This window comes from Marinobacter sp. ST-43 (assembly GCF_030541085.1).
GTDB lineage: Bacteria > Pseudomonadota > Gammaproteobacteria > Pseudomonadales > Oleiphilaceae > Marinobacter > Marinobacter nauticus.
In genome coordinates this window covers 1-16,902 of record NZ_JASSVO010000031.1, presented here as the reverse complement: position 1 = coordinate 16,902, position 16,902 = coordinate 1, and the positions used below count along the sequence as shown (strand labels likewise).

The 16,902-nt window shown below is 56.6% G+C and carries 18 protein-coding genes and 1 pseudogene; 10 read left to right on the top strand and 9 right to left on the bottom strand.

Annotated elements, in window-relative coordinates:
* Positions 1–91 precede the first annotated feature (91 nt).
* Together QPL98_RS18915 and QPL98_RS18910 are read left to right on the top strand one after the other, a co-directional pair.
* A complete protein-coding gene (locus QPL98_RS18915) occupies positions 92–331 on the top strand; it encodes a hypothetical protein (RefSeq protein WP_303293802.1) in 240 nt (79 codons plus the stop codon).
* 14 nt (positions 332–345) lie between these two features.
* The gene (locus tag QPL98_RS18910; protein ID WP_153740607.1) at positions 346–1,695 is read left to right on the top strand and encodes a serine hydrolase; all 1,350 of its coding nucleotides are present in this window, start codon (positions 346–348) and stop codon (positions 1,693–1,695) included.
* A gap of 60 nt (positions 1,696–1,755) precedes the next feature.
* Here the strand turns inward: QPL98_RS18910 and QPL98_RS18905 are convergent, their stop codons facing one another.
* The gene (locus QPL98_RS18905; protein WP_153740608.1) at positions 1,756–2,361 is read right to left on the bottom strand and encodes a hypothetical protein; all 606 of its coding nucleotides are present in this window, start codon (positions 2,359–2,361) and stop codon (positions 1,756–1,758) included.
* 1,125 nt (positions 2,362–3,486) lie between these two features.
* On the opposite strand from QPL98_RS18905, the gene QPL98_RS18900 reads away from it, so the two are divergent.
* The gene (locus QPL98_RS18900; protein ID WP_303293801.1) at positions 3,487–4,239 is read left to right on the top strand and encodes a hypothetical protein; all 753 of its coding nucleotides are present in this window, start codon (positions 3,487–3,489) and stop codon (positions 4,237–4,239) included.
* A gap of 305 nt (positions 4,240–4,544) precedes the next feature.
* Here QPL98_RS18900 and QPL98_RS18895 read toward each other — a convergent pair.
* Positions 4,545–4,745, bottom strand: a pseudogene (locus tag QPL98_RS18895) (methyl-accepting chemotaxis protein); the annotation flags it as partial.
* Positions 4,746–5,508: 763 nt separating this feature from the next.
* On the opposite strand from QPL98_RS18895, the gene QPL98_RS18890 reads away from it, so the two are divergent.
* Entirely contained in the window at positions 5,509–6,501 is a 993-nt protein-coding gene (locus QPL98_RS18890) for a YeiH family protein (protein ID WP_069184684.1), read from the top strand.
* 30 nt (positions 6,502–6,531) lie between these two features.
* Here the strand turns inward: QPL98_RS18890 and QPL98_RS18885 are convergent, their stop codons facing one another.
* On the bottom strand, positions 6,532–6,747 hold the full coding sequence (locus tag QPL98_RS18885; protein WP_069184685.1) for a hypothetical protein: 216 nt from the start codon (positions 6,745–6,747) through the stop codon (positions 6,532–6,534).
* Positions 6,748–7,247: 500 nt separating this feature from the next.
* Between QPL98_RS18885 and QPL98_RS18880 the strand changes: the two genes are divergently transcribed.
* From QPL98_RS18880 to QPL98_RS18860, 5 genes are all read left to right on the top strand, one after another.
* Positions 7,248–8,705 (top strand): cytochrome D1 domain-containing protein, encoded by a 1,458-nt coding sequence (locus QPL98_RS18880; protein WP_205632675.1) that lies wholly within the window; start codon positions 7,248–7,250, stop codon positions 8,703–8,705.
* Positions 8,706–8,787: 82 nt separating this feature from the next.
* Positions 8,788–9,372, top strand: coding sequence for an RNA polymerase sigma factor (locus QPL98_RS18875; protein WP_141697240.1), 585 nt, complete (start codon positions 8,788–8,790; stop codon positions 9,370–9,372).
* Complete coding sequence (locus QPL98_RS18870) at positions 9,365–10,210, top strand: anti-sigma factor (protein ID WP_069184688.1); 846 nt, start codon at positions 9,365–9,367, stop codon at positions 10,208–10,210. The genes QPL98_RS18875 and QPL98_RS18870 overlap by 8 nt, the downstream gene beginning before the upstream one ends.
* 114 nt (positions 10,211–10,324) lie before the next feature.
* On the top strand, positions 10,325–11,554 hold the full coding sequence (locus QPL98_RS18865; RefSeq protein WP_083231865.1) for a sulfite oxidase: 1,230 nt from the start codon (positions 10,325–10,327) through the stop codon (positions 11,552–11,554).
* A 66-nt stretch (positions 11,555–11,620) separates the two neighbouring features.
* On the top strand, positions 11,621–11,935 hold the full coding sequence (locus QPL98_RS18860) for a cytochrome c (protein ID WP_069184689.1): 315 nt from the start codon (positions 11,621–11,623) through the stop codon (positions 11,933–11,935).
* 55 nt (positions 11,936–11,990) lie between these two features.
* On the opposite strand, the gene QPL98_RS18855 is transcribed toward QPL98_RS18860, so the two are convergent.
* The 6 genes from QPL98_RS18855 to merT all read right to left on the bottom strand — a co-directional run bounded on the left by QPL98_RS18855 (position 11,991) and on the right by merT (position 15,820).
* Positions 11,991–12,368 (bottom strand): multicopper oxidase domain-containing protein, encoded by a 378-nt coding sequence (locus QPL98_RS18855; protein ID WP_069184690.1) that lies wholly within the window; start codon positions 12,366–12,368, stop codon positions 11,991–11,993.
* Positions 12,369–12,859: 491 nt separating this feature from the next.
* Complete coding sequence (gene merB / locus QPL98_RS18850) at positions 12,860–13,495, bottom strand: organomercurial lyase MerB (protein WP_008175605.1); 636 nt, start codon at positions 13,493–13,495, stop codon at positions 12,860–12,862.
* A gap of 13 nt (positions 13,496–13,508) precedes the next feature.
* Positions 13,509–14,912: a mercury(II) reductase gene (gene merA, locus QPL98_RS18845; protein ID WP_008175602.1), complete on the bottom strand. Its 1,404-nt coding sequence runs from the start codon at positions 14,910–14,912 to the stop codon at positions 13,509–13,511.
* A 5-nt stretch (positions 14,913–14,917) separates the two neighbouring features.
* A complete protein-coding gene (merF, locus tag QPL98_RS18840; protein ID WP_008175600.1) occupies positions 14,918–15,157 on the bottom strand; it encodes a mercury resistance system transport protein MerF in 240 nt (79 codons plus the stop codon).
* A 2-nt stretch (positions 15,158–15,159) separates the two neighbouring features.
* Positions 15,160–15,456 carry a mercury resistance system periplasmic binding protein MerP gene (gene merP, locus QPL98_RS18835; RefSeq protein ID WP_008175598.1) on the bottom strand — a complete coding sequence of 99 codons (297 nt, stop codon included), beginning with the start codon at positions 15,454–15,456 and terminating at the stop codon, positions 15,160–15,162.
* A 13-nt stretch (positions 15,457–15,469) separates the two neighbouring features.
* Entirely contained in the window at positions 15,470–15,820 is a 351-nt protein-coding gene (merT, locus tag QPL98_RS18830; RefSeq protein WP_008175596.1) for a mercuric ion transporter MerT, read from the bottom strand.
* Positions 15,821–15,894: 74 nt separating this feature from the next.
* On the opposite strand from merT, the gene QPL98_RS18825 reads away from it, so the two are divergent.
* The gene (locus QPL98_RS18825) at positions 15,895–16,320 is read left to right on the top strand and encodes a MerR family DNA-binding protein (RefSeq protein WP_008175593.1); all 426 of its coding nucleotides are present in this window, start codon (positions 15,895–15,897) and stop codon (positions 16,318–16,320) included.
* Positions 16,321–16,902: the final 582 nt, after the last annotated feature.

The window sequence follows — 16,902 nt, the reverse complement described above, 5'->3', positions numbered from 1 at the left end:
TGAGACTTCGGAGTAAGAAGAGAAACCCCGCGTCGCTACGCTCCGATGGGTGGCAGCCTTGCTCCGGTCCGGGTGGCAGGCTTCACGTGGAATGGGTGGCAACCTTCAGCGGTTTACGCACCCGGCGCTTTCAGAAAAGATCCACGAGGCCTTTGAAGAAAGCATCCCGTTGCGGGCTTACGAAGTTCGACTAACCGAGAACGGTGAGCTTTATTGGGTAGAGCACGTTGATGGCGATGTCATCCGCCATGAGCAGGAACCCAATACAGGATTTTTGCAACGCACGGGGATTTTCCTGTTGTCGATACTGCCAATTGAGTGGCTGCTTTGAATAAGGAAAAGACAATGAACTCAGCTGTACATCTCGGCTTTGCGCTGTCTCTGTTGCTTGGCGGGACTGCTGTGGCCCAGGAAGCGACACCGCTGTCTGCGCCGGACTCCACTCCAGACGCTCTCGGCCTGATGCAAGGTTTTCCTCCGGCGCCCGACAAAACGATTCGCTTCACGGATCCGGACTATTTTGCCTTTCCTAAACTGCGCTGGACGGTCTGTCATTTCCGGGAGCTGATGCCGACGACGGTGGTACGTAATGGCAGCGAGGGTGTCAGTGAGCTTCCCGTAGACATCGACGCCGGTATAGACGGGGTCGAGTTCTTGCCCCTGGGAGGTAAGGCGCCGATGACCTGGCGCGACGCCTTTGACGCGAATTACACCGATGGCATCCTGGTTCTGCACCAGGGCAGGGTGGTTTATGAGCGTTACGATGGCTGCCTTGATGAGCACACTCTGCACGGCGCAATGTCCGTTACCAAAAGCCTGACGGGGCTTCTCGGCGAGGTGTTGATGGCCGAAGGCACGCTGGATGAAGCCGCTTTGGTGGGAGACATCATTCCCGAACTGGGGCGCAGTGCATTCGGTGATGCAACGGTTCGCCAGGTTCTGGATATGACCACCGCGCTGGACTACTCGGAAGACTACTCTGATCCTGATGCCGAAGTCTGGACCTATGCCAGGGCCGGGAGCCCGTATCTGGTGAGCGAACAACGTGAAGGGCCCCGAAGCTACTTCGATTACCTGAAAACGGTCAGAAAAGACGGAGAGCATGGTGAAGCGTTCGGCTACAAAACCATTAATTCAGATGTGGTGGGCTGGCTGATCGCAAGAACGACCGGGGTTTCGGTTGCCGACTACTTTTCCGAGCGTATCTGGTCAAAGATCGGGGCAGAGCGTGAAGCTTTCTATACGGTCGATTCCATAGGTACTCCATTTGCGGGTGGCGGATTCAACGCCACGTTGCGTGATATGGCGCGAATCGGTCTACTCGTGCTGAACGAGGGCAAGTGGGCCGGCGAGCAGATTATCCCGGCTCAGGCGATTGCCAGTATTCGCAATGGTGGCGACCGGGCGGTGTTTGCCAAAGCCGGATATGAACTTCTCGATGGCTGGAGCTATCGTGGCATGTGGTGGGTCAGCCACGACGACCACGGGGCGTTCGCGGCGCGCGGTGTGCATGGCCAAACGATCTGGATAGATCCTGCTGCCGATATGGTCATCGTCCGCTTTGCCTCCAACCCGGTTGCCGGCAATGCGGCGAATGATCCGACTTCCTTGCCGGCTTACCGGGCTGTGGCGGATTATCTGATGGCTCAACAGTTTGTTGGCTCTGGTACCAAACCTCTGCTGGATGACCTGTAGTTATTTCAGGAGCGGTCCCGAACCTTTTGCGAATTGGTTCAGAAATTTTCTAAGAGCAGGCTACTCATTCGTTCCGCAACTGGTGACCACAGAGCGAGAGTAGTCGCGTAGCACATCCAAACTAGGGTCATTGAACTCAGACCGGTAGGTTTCGTTGAAAAGGTTCGAGAGATCTTTGTACGAATTATTCTTCGTTCCGTCAGAAAGGGCGATGTGCTCGAATATTTCGGTCATGGTATTTCTAAGGCACTCAGCTTCTGGCTGGGTCGACTCGCGACAGTATTGAGTCAACTCCTGGCGGGCGCCGTTGCGGTCGCTACCATTAGCAATTGCTAGAAATCGAAGGACGCTAATATATCGGGAGATAATAAGTTCTGGATCGTCGGCTGACGCTGGTTTCATCGCACTCAACACGGCATTGGCTTCGTCAAAGTCGTCAACGTTGCCGGTATCAGCACCCCGTAGAATTAGAAACCGCGCCACATTGTTGCCTACCACGTAGTCGTGTTCGTCACCGATCTGACGCACGACGGCGATCGCAGCATCGGCGCCCGACGTGTTGTATTGATACTCTGCCGTGCAAAGAAGTTCGCTTCGGGCATTGTTATCACAGGCGGTGAGAGCGGTCAGAAGGGAAAGTAAGCCGAGTATTTTCCAGTATGGCATGAAGAATTCCGTTTCCAGTGTTGTTGCGAGGCGCCCTTTAGCTGACGGACTGTACACGTGCAGCGCGGAGTTCCTACGTGCGGTGCAAGACACGGTCAATGCTGTATGAGAGTGGCGAGTGGTCCAGAAACAACAAAGCCCGCACAAGGCGGGCTAAGTCATTGAATTCATGGTGCCCGGAGGCGGCACTCTCACCTCAGTAATGACGAGGTTTCCGGAGCAATTGTCGTGATTTTGTCGTGACTTTGGAGCGACTGGTTTCATGCTTCTCGGATCTGGGGGCGGAACAGCTGCTTTTTGAAACAGCCAGTTGGTGCGTTAATTGACACATAGCTTCCACCTAGATTGCCAAATGCTCTCGCTACATAGCATTCTTCTCGGCCCGATCGCGGAATTTGATCCAAGTGTCATCAAAATTGCGAGCATCTGTTTTCAGTGTCACCTTTGTTGGTGACCTCATGATAGCAAACTGTACGCTATGAGAGGGCTGGTTGAAGGTAAAAAGGTATGCGCTAGCGAGCGTGTCGCTATTTACGCCCGGCCGAAACCGAACCGAATATGACCTGCACCTGTTTTCACTTCAACTGGGGCGTCATCTCGGTTTAGCTTTAGCTGCAGGCGCCGCTCCTCTGGCCGTGTGTATACATTGATAGCGAGGTGCAGAAGGGTAAATGTACTCGCCATGATGACGATCAATGCAAATGCGAGTGCTCGAATTTAAACAAAAGCGGACATTCGAGTCAGAGCTTTTCTTCAGAGATTCCAAGCTAATCACCGCGCTTTTATCCCTGAATTCAGATTAACTGCAGCAGTTTGGTGTAACAAGGTGGCATGAATGTTCCCATGCCGCTCCTGATTGTTTAAATTCAGGCAAAATCGCCAACGGGACAACGAGACTGACAAAGAGGGGTATGTGTTGGCCCAGCCCCCATTGCTCCACCGTGGAAAACCAGGGGCTAATTGTTACACCCAACCGGCCAAGATAATTGTCGTTAACCGGTCGTCCTAATTGTCGCCGAACATTCATAGGCTTTGGAAGCTGTCGATTCGTCGTCGGTTGAGTAATTAAAGTTCTGCGGGAATACTCCGATAACTTAATAGAGTCTTTTGATGGAGGTTAACAGAGTGGACTTGAACCACTTGTCGCGTTTGACGAATCAACAGGATGTGTACTCTAACGGAACAGCCAAAATCGTCCGCAGTACACCGATTGATGCCAATGCTCGAAATGACGAGCTACCATCTGTGGTCTACCATGGCCTGGATAAATCAGCATTGCCTGAAGCCGGAGGCATTATCACTGATGTCTACGTTGCCTCGACGGAAACCAATGAAGAGGTAGGTGCCCGCCTATCGAAAGTGGTTAAACTTTTATCCAAGGACCTAGGTGCTGCTTCTGCCGATCTGAAATATTCCTACGATGCGGCTATCGCCAACTTATCGCCTGATCTTATTCAGAAAGACTGGGGATTCTCGATCTCAGCCGGTGAACTAACAGTGACAGCCGGATCGGATGATTTATCGCAGCAGGAAACAAATACCATACACGACGCCTTACTTGCAGCGGGCGTAAAGTATGGCGCCGAAGCCGTATCAAACACAGTCATTGAGGCGCTTAAGCTGGATCGGGGGCCTACAGGGGTGAGCAACGGCGTAGGCCGGTACGATGTCTCGAAAGATAATTTTGGTGATGTTGTCGATCTTCGGGTGTATCTCCAGTCACATGCGCCTGGTGGTCGGTACGGTCAACATGTGGTGGACCCGTCTGATGTCGCAGGGCAGTTTTATACGGGAGGCCAAGCCATGATGGACCAGATCTCCGTCAAAGCGGAAGAAAACTACACCCGTCCCGCTGATTTTGGGCGGATAGAAACTTAGGGGGTTGCCAGAATCCCGGCCGACCCTCTATGACCACATAATTTGTGAATCAAGGGAAGACTTCAAAACATTAGAGGCGTTATCCTCAAGTCTGAATGTTCGCTTTGCGACCAGGGCTTACTCTAGACCCAGCTAAACAAAAGCGAACATTAAAGATAGACGAATACGCAACAATCATTGGTATCGCTGGAGGAAGTTTTGCTCTCGTCAATCAGAACGTATATTCAAAAGCGGCTCCAGACCTTGAACTTTCCTGCATGGTTCTTGAGATCTCAGCGAAAACCTTTAAATGAATTGCGGATGCCGTCGACAATGTTTGTTGTCGCCTCGACTACTCCATGGATCTCGGCTTCAGCAGTCAATGCCAATTCTTCAGTAGATCTCTGATTGCGCTGGGCCGGGGTTCGAACCTCATCGGCAATGACGGAAAAGCCTCGGCGCTGCTCGCCAGCGCGGAGTGCTTCGATGGAGGCATTAAGGACAAGAAGGTTTGTCTGCTCGGCTATGATCGGACTCCACCCCATTCAATGACACTCGGTGGAAAGTGCAACGACGTTTATAGCTCCATCATAAGACACATCGTTTGTCCTCAAGGAACCACTTAACGCGTCTGGATAATACACCTCTGAAACTTTGATGGCCCAACGCGCTACTTCAAGAGTTCGAACGAGGCTCTCGCGGGTCTGATTAAAACGCGGCAGGGATTCCGGCACGAGCTGCTAGCGATTTCTTGCTTGCTGGCCAACCGTCGCAACATAAAGTCCTTAACCGTTACTCAATGCAGAACGTGTGTCCCAGACCCGCAGAAAGTCTCGATCAAAAACTCGGCCCTGATGTCCAGGCTGAACCAGCCCCAGAAGTTGCTGTTTAGCGCTCCAGAACCAGTGCAACCACGATGCCGGCCAGTAAATCGCCTCGGATGTTGGAAAGCCAGTCGGCTTTGAGTTTGTTAACCATAGTTGAGTTTCCAGTGCACTCGTCAAAACAGGAAGGGTGTCAGCGGGTTCTCTTTATCAACGAAAAGGCAGGTTACGAACACAACTTGCGGTGACAACGAGAGTAAAACGCGGGAAAACGGGTCGGAATTGCCCACCGACAGCGGGCGCGGAGCTTATCAAACTACAGGTTAAAAGGTAAGGCGCACGAGACAATAGCAGCGGATTAAACACCACTAATCTACATATTCGATTTATATCTCCTTTTTTATTCATTTTACAGATAACAATTTAAGGCATAACGTAATTCCATTAGATAATAAAGGAAAGCGTTATGTACAAAGGTCTTGGGTTATGTGTTCTATTCACCATCGGTGGTTTTTTGCTCACCGCGCTGACAGGCGACCGCGTCAGCCCGCTGGTGTTTGCTCTGGTGCTGGGGGTCATCGTCGGGAATCTTCCCATGCCATGGAAAAGCCAATCCGTTGAGGCCGGACTGAAATTTTCGACCCGCTGGCTGTTGCGCACAGGCATTGTGCTGTTCGGATTTTCCGTCACCATGCAGCAGGTCTTTGCGTTGGGGCCGCGCATTGTGGTTCTGGATCTGTTGGTCATTGTCACTGTTTTGTTTGTTGGCTACCAACTGGGCACCCGCTGGTTCAAGCTGGACCCGGAGACTGCCCTGCTGACCAGTGCGGGAAGCGCCATATGCGGGGCGGCGGCCATTCTGGCAACGGAAGCCACGATTCGGGCGCGGCCTGCCACTACGTCCATGGCAGTGGCAACGGTTGTATTGTTCGGTAGCCTGGCCATGGTGGTGGAGCCCGTGTTGTTTTCGATGATCGGCTGGGATCAGGGCCTGTATGGCATTTACATCGGTGCCACCGTGCACGAGGTCGCTCAAGTGGTTGCGGCCGGCAATGCAATTGGCCCAGAGGCGCTGGCGAACGCGGTTGTCGTCAAGCTGGTACGCGTGATGCTGTTGGTACCGTTCCTGCTGCTGGTGGGCAGATGGTGGCTCAATCGCCACGCAACCAGACAGGATGGCACCCAATCCGTCGGTAAACTGACCGTTCCCTGGTTCGCGTTCGGTTTTGTGGCGGTGGCGCTGTTTAACAGCGTTGTCACGCTGCCGGAAGCCTTGCACGAAAGCCTGACGCTGACGGGCCAGATCGCACTTACCATGGCTATGGCAGCGCTGGGTTATGAAACGCGCATGTCGAAGCTTCGCGCCCTGGGGATCAAGCCTTTTGCTCTGGCACTGATGTTGTTTGTACTGCTGATCGGTGGCGGGCTTGCGGTGACTCCGATGATTGCACTGGCCTGAAATGCTGGACGCAATCGCCCGGGGTGGGTATTACGACGCTCTGTTAAAAAATCGCTCAAGCCGGGTTGTCAGAAACTGAATGGTGTGGCCGCTGTGTCGCCAGAAATGCCAATACAGCGGAACACTCAGGGCCTGATTTTCTGCAATCATGCCGTAACCCACTCCGGCCAGTGCAAACTGGACAAATCCCTGCGAGGACGGGCACAGGTGATAGCGAAAACCGCCGTGATACCCAAAGCTGTCCATGAACCGATGCTGTAACTGGTCGTTTGGGCCGTAAACGATGGCGGGTGCGCGGCTCAGCGAGTCCAGGCTGATACCGTCTGCGAAGAAGTGGTCCCGAAACTCCGGCGAAGGCCCACGTCCTGATCCTCAATCACCAGATCCATCAGCACATCTTCCTGACTGAACCTAATGTAAATGATTCAACAGTTTCTGGCCCGTCGGGGTTGGCCGTTGTAGCCTTTTTCAATGTGATTCGTGGCAGCCTGGTGGCTTTTTTGCAGGTGCCAGCACTGCGTCCGTGATTTGGTTCGGTGCCATGATGGCTGCCATCGCACTGCATCTTGCCCGTAACGGTCTGCAGGGGCCCATGATCTGAACAGGTTCCAAACCTACGTCGGGAATAAATTCCGGCCCGGCAACGCCCTTGGCCCCTGAGTTCTTATCCGACCGGCTCGATCTTGGCATCGCGTTGCCACAGCATGGAGGCGGTCGGCTTTCATTCAGCGTTCGGGGCTTTCAGCATGCATCCAACCATCGGCCAATACGTTCTATCCTTCATCGCTGTTGCCGGAACGGCAATCGGTATCAGCTTGTCTGCCAATGCGGCTGAATCCACCCGCTTCGAGCGCGGGGCCAAGGTTTACAGCCAGCAGTGTGCGGCCTGCCATCAGGCACAGGGCCAGGGCATACCGGGCTCGTTTCCGCCCCAGAAAAACCACACCGCTGAACTGTACAACGCCACCGACGGCATTGGTGGCCGCCAGTATCTTGGCCACGTGCTGCAATACGGTTTGACGGGGTCCATCGAAGTGGGGGGCACGGCGTACAACGGCAACATGCCCGCCTGGGGCGGTGCCCTCACGAACCAGCAGATCGCGGATGTGCTGAACTACGTGTTGACAGCCTTTGGTAACGAGCAGCGTCTTGCGGGAGAGTTTCAGCCCTACACCGCTGAGGAGATCAAGGCGATTGCGGGCCAGAACCTGTCCGGCAAGGACGTGTACCAGTTGCGACAGGCGGTGCTGGGTCAGTCAGTAGCGCCATCCCGGGAAGGTCCAACCGCCCGGTCGGCCCCAGAGCTGAGCCTGGAGAACGCCATCCGCGATCCGCTTTATGTGGCCGTCCAGAACAGCGGTATTGTAAGAGCCTTACCGTCAAAACAGGCCTGGCCTGGCGTGGCAGGGGCGCACTACGATGCTCTGAGCCCGGATGGCTCTCGCCTGATGGTGTCTGGTTTTAAAACCGGTAATGTCTATGTTCTGGATACGGCCAATGGCGACGTCATGGCCAGTGTGGCGATAGGCGAGGTGGCCCAGGGCGTCAAGATCTCACCGGATGGCCGCTATGGCCTTGCGGTTGCGCCGACCCAGGGCGACGTTGCAGTGATCGACATGAACACCCTCGAACTGGTGAAGAAAATTCCGGTGGGCAAGGTACCCCACAATCTCATCTACAGCGCCGACGGCAAATTTGCCTACGTCACTTTGCAGGGCGAAGGCGCTCTGGCAGTCGTGAACATGCAAACCCTGGAAAAACAGCATCAGATTCCGACGCCGGGGCTTGAGACGCCTCACAACGTTGACATCAGCGCCAACGGCCAACGGCTGTGGCTGCGCGACTTTACGGGCAACGTGGGCGTGATGGACCTGGCCAGTGAAACCATGCTGAAAACCTTCAAGGTGGGCAGTGGGCATGGCGGCATCGACGTGGTGCCCGGCGGGAAATACATCGCGACCGGGGCGATTTCCGCGTCCGCCGTGACCCTGATCGACCCCGAAAGCCTGGAAATTGTCAAGAACGTCGATGTGGGCGTCGGCCCCCATGGCGTTCGCGCCAGCCGTGACGGCCGGTTCATATACGCCTCTGTCACGGCGGATAACCAGATTGCCGTGATTGACAGCCAATCCTTGAAGGTCGTTCGCCGGCAACCCGTGGACGGCAAGTTCCCGTTCTGGATTGCGGTTCCCGGCAACCCGTAAAAAAATGTGGCGACAGGGAATAAACTGAACACAGGCGACGTCTTTGGTTAACAAGTCCACCGATTCCAAACGGGCACACAAAATGCGCAGCACCGGAAGCAAGCAGCAGTTTGACACCCTAGTACGCCCCTGGCGTTACCGGCTGTACGGTGTTGCGCAACGCCAGTCCGCCTCGACTGAAATAGCGGAAGACTATACTCAGGAAACCCTGCTTCGGGCCTGGCGGGATTTTGGCCAGTTGGACGACCAGGTAGCAATCTATGCCTGGCTGCTCAGAATTCTCAACCGTGTGGTTGCCGATGGCTACCGCCGGGACAATCGGCGGCGGCAACTGGCCCCGGTACTCACAACCGAAGACGCCGTGCTGAGCGAACACCCCTGCGCCGCTCCCGGCCCGTTCGAGCAGGCACTGAAACATCAGACCGATGCGCAGGTGATGGCCGCCGTTCGCGACCTGCCGGACAACTTCCGGCAGGTGGTTCTGTTGAGGGACTTTGAAGATCTGAGCTATCAGGACATTGCGCAGATTCTGGACCTGGCGCCAGGCACGGTGATGAGCCGCCTGTCACGAGGCCGTCGCCTGCTGGCCGAGCGATTGATCAAGGTGGCATCCGACAATCCGGCTGCCAGTGACAACACGCACACAAGGGTGACCCCCCATGAGTGATAAGCCCTCTATCACCCCCTCTTCGGAATCCCATCAGTGGTCTGACCTGCACCACCAGATTCAGGACTGGCTGGCGGGCTATGCCGATGGCGAGCTGGATGAGCATCACATCACTCTGGTTGAAGCTCACCTTGCTGGCTGTGAGGCCTGCCGACACGATGCCGAACGCCAGCGGATGCTTTCTGAACGACTACAAGAGATACCCGCGCCCAGATTGTCCCCCGCATTTGCCAAGCGCCTCGACGATACCCTTGCCAGCGTCCAGACCAGCGACAGGCGCCCGGTCGGTCAGAAGCCTCTGGAAGGCCTGAAACACTGGTTGACCCGCCTGAGCCCATCGGCTGTCATCGGAGGCGGCGGCTGGGCGGTGGCCATGGTGCTGGCGGCGATGCTTCTGGTACCCAGCCTGACGCCCGAAGATCCCAATCAGATGGCGGTGGCCAGTCAGATTCCCATGGTCAACGACGTGCTGGCCGATTATCAGCGGGTGGTGGGCAACGATCTGCGCACGCCGTCTGACGACGCCGACCTGTCGCCGCCCATGCAGTGGGCCAATGGCCGCGTTCTGGCCCGTTGGACAACCAGAGTAGGTGGCGAGCCCGCCGAGGCCTACGCCGTGCGGCTGGGCAACAGCCTGATCGTTCAGTACCAAATATCGGAGCGCGTGTTTTTCCGGAATCCGGACGTGCGACAGGCCGTGGCCCGTGCCGGTGATTTTCGAACCCGTGACAACGAGCTGGAAGTTATTGGGTTGCCGATGCGGGCATCGGGCTTACTGGTTGTGGCGCCATCGGGCAATGTGCCACCCATCGACAAGTCAGCGATGAGTGCTTCCTGAACCGACCTCGGTGGTTATTTTCTAATCAATCCCTACACTTAACTCATGCATTCGCAATCAGCCCAACAACAAAACCGGAACCAGTCCGGAGTGATCAACAATGAGGGAAATACCATGTCGATCAATGATTCGCCCGCCATTGCCTCCCAGTCTCCGGCAGAGTCAATCCAAATGAGCCGTCGGCGCCTTTTATTGGGCTCCGCCGGTGCCATGGCGTCCGTCAGTCTGCTGGGGCTCAGCCCGCTGGCCAAAGCCGCAGAGCCCAAAACGCTGCCGGACTACGTTCGCTGGAAAAACGCCAATGACGTCATCGTTCACAGTGCCAACACCATCGAAACCGAACGGGGAGCGATTGGCAGTGGTGTGGTCACTGACAGTGACAAATTGTACGTGCGCAACAATCTGCCAGCCCCGAATGCCGATATCGTTGCTGACCGCGATGCCTGGAAAGTGACTTTTGAAGGCGTGAATGGCCCCCAGTCCCTGACCCTTGGCGACCTTAAAAAAATCGGCGTGGAAACTGTGACCACGGTGCTTCAGTGTTCAGGAAACGGGCGGGCCTACTATCAGCACGGGCCGGGGGGCACCCAGTGGGGCACAGGTGCGGCCGGTTGCCTGATCTGGACCGGTGTGCCATTACGGGAGGTTGTCGCAAAACTGGGCGGCGTGAAACCCGGGATGAATTACATCACCAGCACGGGCGGCGAGAGCCTGCCTGCCGGGCTGGACCCGAAAACCATTATGGTGGAACGGTCCATTCCCCTGAAGGCTCTGGATCAGGCCCTGCTGGCCTGGGACATGAATGATGAGCCCATGCCCCTGGCCCACGGCGGCCCTTTGCGCATGGTTGTGCCCGGCTATTTCGGGGTCAACAACGTGAAATACGTGGATCGGGTGGCGTTCACCGAGGGCCAGTCGGACGCCAAGATTCAGGCCTCCGGCTATCGCATTCGTCCCATTGGCGAGAAAGGAGCACCCGATCAGCCGTCCATGTGGGAGATGCCGGTCAAATCCTGGGTTACCGCCCCCCTGACCACCGCCAGCCAGGGCAAAAACCTGGTGTACGGCGTTGCCTTCGGCGGCATGAATGCTGTCAGCAAGGTGGAGGTGTCAGCCGACGGTGGCGAAACCTGGAAGACCGCCCGCTTCCTTGGGCCCGACATGGGGCGTTATGCCTGGCGGCCGTTTGTGGTGTCGATGGATCTGAGCGCCGGCGATCACCGGATTGTCAGCCGCGCAACCGACACCGAGGGCAATACCCAGCCGCCCACACGCACGGAAAACGAGCGCGGATACGGCAACACCAGTTGGAAAGACCATGGCGTGACCGTCACCGTTTCATAAATGCATGAACCTTGTGGCGGTTCGCCCGCCGGGCCGCCCGTTTCTTTGACCGAACCAGGATTTTCCATGTCACTACGTACACTGTTATTCGCTGTACTTGTCTCTGCGTCTGCCACCGTGATGGCGGATGAACAACTCGAACTGGGCAAGAAGGTGTTCACCGAGCAGGCTCAACCCTCCTGCACCATCTGTCACGCACTGAACGATGCAGGATCGGTTGGCGAAATTGGCCCCAATCTGGACGAGCTCAAACCCTCTGCGGAGCAGGTCCGCAATGCGGTAAAGAGTGGCGTGGGGATCATGCCAGCGTTCGGTGATTCGCTGTCGGAGCAACAGATCGAGGCCGTTGCTCACTACGTTGAATCCGTAACCGGGAAATAAACGCAGGAGGGACCGCCGTGCCGGTCCCGGAGTTCACCCAACCCTGCTGAGTTGCCTAGACCTTGTGCACCTCGTAATAGCGCATCATGCCATTGTCCTCGTGCTCCATATTGTGACAATGGTAAGGATAGAGTCCCGGGAAGTCGGTGAAGGTCAGCGCAATCCGGACCCTCTCTCCGGGCAGCACCAGCACGGTGTCGTGCAGCCCTGAATCCACGATGCCGGCCGCCAACTGCCCGGCAGCTAGTGCATCGGCGTAGCGTCGGCTTAGCACCCTGAACTGCAATCCACGGACATGCATGGGATTCGGTATCATGGTGTTGTTGAAGAACTCACAAACCTCGCTTTCGCCCAACAAAACAACTTCGCCATCGGCCACCGTCGCACCTTCAAACTGACGACCTTTGATGGTAAAGCCTTGCATCAATTTCATGCCAAGCCGGAACAATCGGGGGGGCTGTGATCGTGTCCGGGCGTGGCAGGTCGGCCAGTTCATTGCTCAGCCGTTCAGGGTGTGTGGATATTTACCCCATGTCAAAGCCTAAGTTTGGGATTTGACATTTCCTTGATAAATCCTTCAACAAACCTTGACCCACCATCCAGTCTGGACTTCCCCCACTAAACACGACAACCCCGAGCCTCAAACGGAGGCAAATTGGGCGGCATTGAAGGCCATTCCGAATGTTCGCTTTGCGACCAGAAGCACCTAAACAGAAGCGAACATTCGATGCACGTCGATCGCCAGTGTAATGGGTGCATGTCCGGTTGTTCGGGTGAGGCACCACAGGAATACACCAATCGCATGTCCAGATAATTCCTGATTTGATGCACAGACAGGGTGCAGCGACGGAACGCTTTGGAAATGACATGGCCTAGCTCCTGGGTGCTGACCTACGTTCAAGATTGGTATCGAACATTCAGGTATTAAAGGTCATGTTGGTAACGCCTTGCTCTGTCGAGCATAAGGTGCGCAATCCGCTGTCCCAGTTCGAAACCTTCCTGCACAGTCACCAGCTGCGCGCTTGGTTTATCTCGCCCCCAGGCCTCCCCGGCCTGTCGAGAGGCAAAGAAAAGGACATCGCAACAAAACGCACTTCGAATGTCTCCCGATGCGGCCACCGACACTAAAGAGACGACCGCGTCCTCCGGCTCAAGCGAAACCACTCTCTGTGGCGTAATCGTCATGTTGATCGGGTTGTTCGTCTGCGGGCAACGCGATTGCACCTGCGCCCGTTCGCCAATAACGGTTGGAAACATCAAGGCATCCAGTGCACACCAGGTGTAAAGGGGCCGATCGTTGATGACAAATGCATGCGGGGTTTCTCGCAGTGTGATGCCGGAGCCGATCAGCCGTCCCTGGCCGTCGTACTCGATGGTCCCGCAGGGCAGTTTTTCCAGCACCAACTCTGCCTCATCAGTCGTCCAGTTGAGCGACTTCGCGAGCCGCTCAACAGTGACCGGTTGTCCCAGGGCAAGCTCGCGCAACAGCGTCACATGAAGCGCGGCTTCCCTTTCGCCGGTCAGACCCAGCCGTTCCACGATCTCATCCATGTTATACATTGGCGGCACCGTCTTATCCCGCACAGCACGACAATTGCTTCACGTCCTTGGTGAAGGTTTGGGCACAGAGCTTGAGCCCCTCCACCATGGTCAGGTACGGGAACAGCTCATCGGCAATGTCGTTCACGGTCATACGCGCACGCAGCGCCATGACGGCCGTCTGGATCAGCTCACCGGCTTCGCCCGCGACGGACTGGACACCCAGCAATCGTCCGCTGCCACGCTCAGCGACCATCTTGATGAAGCCCCCGGTATCGAAGTTAACCAGGGCCCGGGGCACGTTATCGAGGGTCAGGGTGCGGCTGTCGGTGTCGTATCCCTGAGCCTGGGCCTCCGCCTCGGACAGACCGACGGTGGCCACTTGTGGATCGGTAAAGATCACCTCGGGCATGGCGCTGAGGTCGAGGCTGGCGTCACCGCCGGTCATGTTAATGGCGGCCCGACTACCACCGGCGGCAGCCACGTAGACGAACTGGGGTTGATCGGTGCAGTCCCCGGCTGCATAAATGCCGGACGCGGTCGTTTGCAGGTGGTTGTCGATCCGGATCGCGCCGCGCTCGGTAGCCACGCCGACGGCCTCCAGGTTCAGGTTCTCGGTATTGGGTGTGCGGCCACTGGCCACCAGCAGTTGCTCCGCCTCCAGGGTGCCGGCGTTGGTTTGGAGGGTGAACACCCGGCCATTGTGGGTAATCTCACTGGCCTGGGTCTGCTTGAGCACCTCGATGCCCTCGCGACGGAAGGCCGCTTCCACGGCTTCACCCACCGCCGGGTCTTCCTGAGACAGCACCCGGCTGCGGGCCAGAATGGTGACCCGACTGCCAAGGCGGGCAAAGGCCTGAGCCAGCTCGATGGCCACCACCGAGGCACCAATCACAACGAGGCGCTCGGGAATGTGATCCAGCTCCAGCGCACTGGTGGACGTGAGATAGGGCGTCTCGGATAGCCCCGGAACAGGCGGTTCGGCGGGCCGGGCACCGGTGCCGATAAAGGCCCGGTCGAAGTGCACCGTCTGCTCGCCGCCGTCGTTGAGCGTAACCGTCAGTGTGCGCTCGTCCACGAACCGCGCCTCGCCCTTGAGGACGGTAATCGCGGCATTGTCATTGAGAATGCTCTGGTACTTGGACTCGCGCAGCTCCTCCACCCGGGCCTGTTGCTGAGCCAGAAGGGCTGAACGATCCACCACCGGTGCCTGGGCACTCAGTCCGTCGTCAAACGGGCTTTCCCGGCGAAGGTGGGCGATATGCGCCGACCGGATCATGATTTTGGACGGTACGCAACCAATGTTGACGCAGGTTCCGCCGATGGTGCCGCGCTCAATCAGCGTCACCCGGGCACCGCGCTCCGTCGCTTTCAGGGCCGCAGCCATGGCACTGCCACCGCTGCCAATCACCGCAATGTGCAGGTTGTTGTCACTCATAAACGTTACTCCTTGGTTGAAGGGCTGTCGCAGCAGGCGTCGTGTTTCTTTTTACGCCAGACGGCATAGCAGGTCAGGCCAATAAAAAAGACCAGTGCGGGCAAAAGCACGTAGTCGAGATAGCCGGTGAGGGCTGCCAGGCCTAAGGTTCCCAGCAAAACCACCAGTATTGGGGTAAAGCAGCACAGGGCGACCAGCACCGTGCCGATGACGCTCACCCGCAACAGGGTTTTGGGGTTTGCCATGGTTACTCCTGTTTTGCCTGAGATTGTTTCAGCGTGGACGGATAGCCGGCGTTGGTGGTGGCTTGCGTCAGTGCCTCAACGGTCGTTTTCTCGTCGTCGAAGGTGACCGTCGCATCGCGTTCTTCATAACGAACATCCACAGAGGTCACGCCCTCCACCCGGTTGAGAGCGGCCTTGACGGTGATCGGGCAGGCCGAACAGGTCATGCCAGGGACTGACAGGGTGACGGTTTGTGGTGCTGCCAGGGCCGGCAGGCTAACGAACAGGAATAACGCTGTGGCGATCAGTGATTTTTTCATGGTGCTATGCCTCTCAGTAAAATAGGGGTAAAACATAAGGGAACGCCAGCGCAGTCAGAATGAGCAGCGCGACAATCCAGAAAACAACCTTGTAGGTTGTGCGTACTTGCGGCACCGCGCAAACATCGCCCGGCTGGCAATCCTGTGCAGGCCGGTATATCCGGCGCCAGGCAAACACCATGGCCACCAGTGCCGCACCGATGAACCAGGGCCGATAGGGTTCCAGGGCGGCCAGATTGCCGATCCAGGCGCCTGAAACTCCTAACGCGATTAAAACCAGGGGACCAAGACAGCAGGCGGATGCCAGGACGGCGGCAACGCCCCCTGCGATCAGCGAACCGCGACCGGATTTGGGCTCAGACATTACGTTGGCTCCTTTCATGAGATGGATGACTGAGATAAGGTTACTCCCGTAGTCAGCTACGGAATCAACCCCCTATGTCCAAGAAACCACGTTCAATGACCATTGGCGCCCTGGCCAAGGCCGCCAATATTGGAGTGGAAACCATCCGCTATTACCAGCGCCGGGGACTGGTGGCAGAGCCTGACAAACCCTATGGAAGCATCCGCCATTACGACGATCAGGCGTTGGCGCGTCTTCAGTTCATTCGAACGGCCCAATGGTTGGGCTTCAGCCTGGATGAAATCGGAGGACTGCTAACACTGCAAGACGGCACCCATTGCGATGAAGCACGGGTACTGGGCGGACAGAAGCTCGCCAAGGTGCGTGAGAAAATTTCAAGTCTGCGGCGTATCGAGCGAACGCTGGAGGGGCTGGTGCAGGCATGTTGCACTGAGCAGGGTGACGTGAAGTGCCCGCTCATTACGTCTCTTTATAAGGGCGTAGAGGAAAACACGTCGTGAGCTTATCTACGAGAGCCAACTTCTCTGCCGGGGTCGGTTATGGCAACCAGCAAGGGGGCCGATCCGGTCGGCATCATACGTCGCCGCTTATCCCCGAGCCTACGCCAAATCTAAACGTTCGCTTTGCGACCACAGGATAATTTGTTGTGTCAATTTCCGACCACGCTATAGCGGCATGACCAGTTGGCTGATTCATTGTTTAAACTTGTTTCTGAGTCTTTCTCAATTAACGACTTCAGGCATATGTCGGTAGATTAGACTCGATATGCAAAGAAGGTCGGTAGAGCCTACCTTGCGAAACAGGTTGATTGTTAATCCTCCTCATCCCTGGTCGGACAGTCGCCGCCACGCCCAATTCAGGATCCTACGCAGCTTTAAGATATATCTCACACGAATCCTGCATTGACAATGATAGGGTTGGGGCCGAGTCAGCTGGTCAGGACGACCGGGACTCAACGCCGGTGCGTATTCCGGCGAACGTGACCGTTCATTCCGGGGATCGTGACCGATTTGCACACGGCCCTCACGCTGGAGTCAGTTTTGTACTCTGAGCGGTCACGATGGGTCAACTGATTCCGTATT

What these genes read in the sequence shown, in the direction of transcription:
- QPL98_RS18915 (WP_303293802.1), top strand. Translation starts at nt 92, where the DNA reads ATGGGTGGCAACCTTCAGCGGTTTACGCACCCGGCGCTTTCAGAAAAG.
- QPL98_RS18910 (WP_153740607.1), top strand. Translation starts at nt 346, where the DNA reads ATGAACTCAGCTGTACATCTCGGCTTTGCGCTGTCTCTGTTGCTTGGC.
- QPL98_RS18905 (WP_153740608.1), bottom strand. Translation starts at nt 2,361, where the DNA reads ATGCCATACTGGAAAATACTCGGCTTACTTTCCCTTCTGACCGCTCTC.
- QPL98_RS18890 (WP_069184684.1), top strand. Translation starts at nt 5,509, where the DNA reads ATGTACAAAGGTCTTGGGTTATGTGTTCTATTCACCATCGGTGGTTTT.
- QPL98_RS18885 (WP_069184685.1), bottom strand. Translation starts at nt 6,747, where the DNA reads ATGGACAGCTTTGGGTATCACGGCGGTTTTCGCTATCACCTGTGCCCG.
- QPL98_RS18880 (WP_205632675.1), top strand. Translation starts at nt 7,248, where the DNA reads ATGCATCCAACCATCGGCCAATACGTTCTATCCTTCATCGCTGTTGCC.
- QPL98_RS18875 (WP_141697240.1), top strand. Translation starts at nt 8,788, where the DNA reads ATGCGCAGCACCGGAAGCAAGCAGCAGTTTGACACCCTAGTACGCCCC.
- QPL98_RS18870 (WP_069184688.1), top strand. Translation starts at nt 9,365, where the DNA reads ATGAGTGATAAGCCCTCTATCACCCCCTCTTCGGAATCCCATCAGTGG.
- QPL98_RS18865 (WP_083231865.1), top strand. Translation starts at nt 10,325, where the DNA reads ATGTCGATCAATGATTCGCCCGCCATTGCCTCCCAGTCTCCGGCAGAG.
- QPL98_RS18860 (WP_069184689.1), top strand. Translation starts at nt 11,621, where the DNA reads ATGTCACTACGTACACTGTTATTCGCTGTACTTGTCTCTGCGTCTGCC.
- QPL98_RS18855 (WP_069184690.1), bottom strand. Translation starts at nt 12,368, where the DNA reads ATGAAATTGATGCAAGGCTTTACCATCAAAGGTCGTCAGTTTGAAGGT.
- merB (WP_008175605.1), bottom strand. Translation starts at nt 13,495, where the DNA reads ATGTATAACATGGATGAGATCGTGGAACGGCTGGGTCTGACCGGCGAA.
- merA (WP_008175602.1), bottom strand. Translation starts at nt 14,912, where the DNA reads ATGAGTGACAACAACCTGCACATTGCGGTGATTGGCAGCGGTGGCAGT.
- merF (WP_008175600.1), bottom strand. Translation starts at nt 15,157, where the DNA reads ATGGCAAACCCCAAAACCCTGTTGCGGGTGAGCGTCATCGGCACGGTG.
- merP (WP_008175598.1), bottom strand. Translation starts at nt 15,456, where the DNA reads ATGAAAAAATCACTGATCGCCACAGCGTTATTCCTGTTCGTTAGCCTG.
- merT (WP_008175596.1), bottom strand. Translation starts at nt 15,820, where the DNA reads ATGTCTGAGCCCAAATCCGGTCGCGGTTCGCTGATCGCAGGGGGCGTT.
- QPL98_RS18825 (WP_008175593.1), top strand. Translation starts at nt 15,895, where the DNA reads ATGTCCAAGAAACCACGTTCAATGACCATTGGCGCCCTGGCCAAGGCC.